Below are 4,048 nucleotides of genomic sequence, written 5' to 3'. Positions count from 1 at the left end.
GCTTAGCCCGCAGCCATCGGCATATCAGGCAGCGGCGTCCAGATGATAGCGGCGCATCCAGTCAAGGCTCGTCTCGTCGGCGAGCTTTGCAACACCTGGCTTTATGTCATCGGCGATCGGCGCTTGAACGCCCAAGGCTCCGCAGATGTCTAGCAATGTCGCGGCCGGGTTGGCGGCAAGGCGCTCGTAGCCAAGCCGCAGCGGGATTATGCCTTGCTCTACGAACCAGATGTTCCAGGCGGCATCATAGGCCTCGAGCTCCGTGACCTCACGTTTGAGCCGCTCGAAATCATATTGCGGTTCTTTCGCGGGTGCGACCCTTTCGATCTCGGTTCCGTCGGGAGCGATATGCCAAAGACCGGTCTGCTCTGCCTTGACCAGGGAGACAGCCTGCGCAAGCTTGTTCTCACGCGAGAGATGCATGTAGAGAACACGGCCGAATGCTTTCTCGAACCGCGCTCTGTCCGATGGAAGTCTTGGGAAAACCTGGTCGAGGATCGCTGAAAGCTCATCCAGGTTTTCCCGCATCAGACGAAGACCGAAAATGCCTGTCCCACCCCTGCCATTGGCGATCGCCGCCTTGAGATAGGCGGCATTGAAGTCGAGATCGCTCATCGTGTCGCGATCGGGCAGGCCCCACTCTTCGGCCCACTCCGACACATCCTGCCGCCGATAGAATGAGTGAGGATTGCCAGCCGTCTTCGTGGACGCCAGAAGCTTGCACAGCAAGGTGCTTCCGGTCCTCGGCGTGCCGCAGATGATGTATCCGTCAAACATGTCACGGCTCTCGCGGTTCGTCGGTGGCAAGGCTGTCGCCCCTGGCAAGGAATGGTCGCGCTATAGCTGAAATCTTTGCTGGATGCGACGGGCACACTCCAGCGAAGTAAGCACGCTGGTGTCGACTTCGAGGTCGTAGCGAATGTTCTCGTGCACGCGCCCATATTGCCAGCGCGCCAGGCCCGGCAGCCGATCGGCACGCTGGGCTTCGCGCGCCTCCAGCACCTCCAGCGGCGCCAGGACAGCAACCACATGGAGGTCGAAGGCCGACAGCAGTTCGAGATATTCGGACATTTCGCCGTTGCAAAGCACCTCGTCGACGATGAGGTTGTTGCCTTGCCCAGCCAGTGCGGCGATGGCGTGGCGCATGCCGCGCAGGGTCCGCGCCCCCACCGGTCCGGTTCTAATCACGACCGCAGGCTTGCCGTCCTGTCGGATGGTCTCATAGGAAAAGCCATCCGTATGGTCCTGCAAGGCGTCTGGCAGCATCTCGATGAAAGTGTCCATCTGGACATGCAGGAAGGGCGCGGCGGTGATCTGTTGCAACGCCCTTGCGATGGAGCTCTTGCCGGCACTGCCGACGCCATTGAGCAGAATGATGCTGGCTTTCACGTCGCCCCCTTTTCGGCCAGAACATCTTGCCCGCCACGGGTCAGACTACCGGTTGCGCACCACCACGCACGCTCCGCCGACGCTTTGCAATTTCTGGCAAATGACATTGGCGGCGGCGCGGTCGTCGACACCGATCCTGACTGCGTAGATGCCGCGCCGGCCGATTGGCGTGCGCACCTGGCTGACCACCGGATCATGGCCGCCGAGCAGGGCCGGGAAGCGGCTCCTGACCCGCAGCCACTGGCTGATCGCGGCGCTGCGGCGGAAGTTGCCGGCCACCTGGATGCCCCATGGTTTTATGTTGATCGAGGCCATCGCCACCGTCTGCGACATGATCACCGGCAGCCTGCGGCAAGCGACGGCAAAATCCACCTTCTGATCGAGCGGCTCGACCTTTCCGGCATAGGCCGGATCGGTGAACTTATCGACCGGCTCGCCCATGATGTCGAATACGTAGCTCTCGGTCTCCATCGGCAGGAAGCCGCCGGAACCGAGCCAGCGCGACACCCGGCTTTCGCCGGCATTGTAGGCGGCCGCCGCCAGGCCGAGATTGCCGTAGGCGCCCTTCATCTCGGCTAGGTATTTGGCTGAGGCCGGGATCGCCTGGTTAATGTCGAAGGAGTTGGCAAGGCCCCGCATCTTGGCGGTGCCCGGCATGAACTGGGCGATGCCTTCGGCACCGACCGGACTGACGGCGTTGGGATCGAAGCGGCTTTCTTTCCAGATCAGCCGGGCGAAGAAATCCCTGGGCAAGCCGTTCTGGTCGGCATGGGCCTGGATCAGGGTGCAGACCTTGTCGATGAGCCGCTGCTTGGCGGATTGCGGAGGGTCTGCCTGAACCAGCGTCGACCAGCCCACTCCGCACATCAAGATCAGCGCCGCCCACAGGAAACGCTGCATGGCGCCTACTCGGCCGCGGCCTTGCCGCGACCAAACCGTTGCTCGATATAGTCTGCGACCATTTTTTCGAAATCCGCCGCGATCGACGGCCCGCGCAGCGTCGCTGCCTTCTTGCCGTCGACGAAGACAGGCGCCGTCGGCGTCTCACCGGTGCCGGGCAGCGAAATGCCAATATCGGCATGTTTGGACTCACCCGGGCCGTTGACGATGCAACCCATCACCGCGACCTTGAGGTTCTCGACGCCGGGATATTTTTCGCGCCACACCGGCATGTTCTTCCTGAGATCCGCCTGGATGTTCTGGGCGAGTTCCTGGAACACAGTGGAGGTGGTGCGGCCGCAGCCGGGGCAAGCGGCGACGATCGGCACGAACTGCCTGAACCCCATCGTCTGCAGCAGTTCCTGCGACACCTGCACTTCACGCGTGCGGTCGCCGTTCGGCTCCGGCGTCAGCGAGATGCGAATGGTGTCGCCGATGCCTTGCTGGAGCAGGATGCCCATGGCGGCGGACGAGGCCACGATGCCTTTCGAGCCCATGCCGGCCTCGGTCAGGCCAAGATGCAGCGCGTGGTTGGAGCGTGTGGCGAGTTCGGTATAGACGGCGATCAGGTCCTGCACGCCGCTGACCTTGGCCGACAGGATGATTTTTTCACGGCCAAGGCCGATCTCTTCCGCCATTTCGGCCGACAGGATCGCCGACTGCACGATTGCCTCGCGCATCACTTCCTGCGCCGTCAGCGGAAAGCCCTTGGCCTGGTTGTCGTCCATCAGCCGGGTCAAAAGCTCCTGGTCGAGCGAACCCCAGTTGACGCCGATGCGCACCGGCTTGTCATATTTGATCGCCATCTCGACGATCGCCGCGAACTGCCGATCCTTCTTGTCCTTGAAGCCGACATTGCCCGGGTTGATGCGGTATTTGGCCAGCGCCTCGGCGCAGGCCGGATGGTCGGCCAAAAGCTTATGGCCGATATAGTGGAAATCGCCGACCAGCGGAACGTCGACGCCGAGCCGCGCCAGCCTTTCGTGGATGCGCGGCACGGCCGCAGCGCTCTCGTCGCGATCGACGGTGATGCGCACGATCTCGGAGCCGGCGCGGTGCAGCGCCGCAACTTGCGCAACCGTCTGGTCGACATCGGCCGTATCGGTGTTGGTCATCGACTGCACGACAACCGGCGCGCCGCCGCCGACGACCACGCCGCCGACATCGACGCCGACCGAGGTGCGGCGGGGGAAGGGAGAGGAAAAATATCCGGTCATGCCCGGCAGCCTTTTGTCTCTGGAGCGCCATGCGTCCGCTAGGACGCACAAACGCCCCGGGCCGATGCGCTAAAGTCCGGGCATGAGGTGGAGGAGCAAAGATGGCTTGTCAATGGCGACAGGTCGCCACTGGCCGCAATTGGCCCGCCGCCGGGATCAAAAACAACCGATCCATCCGACGACGGCCGAAGCGACAATTGACCTGAACGGAAGTCCAGCCTGGGCGATCGCCGCGCTGGAAATCAGAATCCACCACACCGGCGACAGCTGCCGCCGGCAAAAGGCCGTGGATCGTGATCGTCTATATCAGGAGGGCATCAATGCGTGGTCGGTTGTGCTCTCAGTTTTTCAATCTCGTCCTTGAGTGCCAGCTTGCGTCGCTTCAGATTCACGATTTCGAGGTCGTCCACCGACGGATGGTTCATCGCGTCATCGATCTCGCGCTCGATGTCGCCGTGTTTCCGCTGCAACTCATCAAGATGGGAAGCAAGAGACATGATTGG

5 protein-coding genes are annotated in these 4,048 nt (G+C 62.4%); all 5 read right to left on the bottom strand.

Annotated elements, in window-relative coordinates; all coding sequences use genetic code 11:
• Positions 1-24: 24 nt before the first annotated feature.
• The 5 genes from ACXJ7R_RS26620 to ACXJ7R_RS26600 all read right to left on the bottom strand — a co-directional run bounded on the left by ACXJ7R_RS26620 (position 25) and on the right by ACXJ7R_RS26600 (position 4,042).
• Positions 25-777, bottom strand: a complete 753-nt coding sequence (locus ACXJ7R_RS26620; RefSeq protein WP_457154431.1) for a Stf0 family sulfotransferase — start codon at positions 775-777, stop codon at positions 25-27.
• A 60-nt stretch (positions 778-837) separates the two neighbouring features.
• Positions 838-1,389, bottom strand: a complete 552-nt coding sequence (locus tag ACXJ7R_RS26615) for a phosphotransferase-like protein (protein WP_457154430.1) — start codon at positions 1,387-1,389, stop codon at positions 838-840.
• 45 nt (positions 1,390-1,434) lie between these two features.
• A complete protein-coding gene (locus ACXJ7R_RS26610) occupies positions 1,435-2,289 on the bottom strand; it encodes a transglycosylase SLT domain-containing protein (protein ID WP_457154429.1) in 855 nt (284 codons plus the stop codon).
• Positions 2,290-2,294: 5 nt separating this feature from the next.
• Positions 2,295-3,545, bottom strand: coding sequence for a flavodoxin-dependent (E)-4-hydroxy-3-methylbut-2-enyl-diphosphate synthase (gene ispG / locus ACXJ7R_RS26605; RefSeq protein WP_457154428.1), 1,251 nt, complete (start codon positions 3,543-3,545; stop codon positions 2,295-2,297).
• 317 nt (positions 3,546-3,862) lie between these two features.
• Positions 3,863-4,042, bottom strand: a complete 180-nt coding sequence (locus ACXJ7R_RS26600) for a YdcH family protein (protein ID WP_027023510.1) — start codon at positions 4,040-4,042, stop codon at positions 3,863-3,865.
• Between the last annotated feature and the right edge of the window lie 6 nt (positions 4,043-4,048).

The organism is Mesorhizobium sp. P5_C1 (assembly GCF_054049815.1).
Note: the sequence above shows the minus strand (reverse complement) of the source record. Positions and strands in the feature narration are given on the sequence as shown.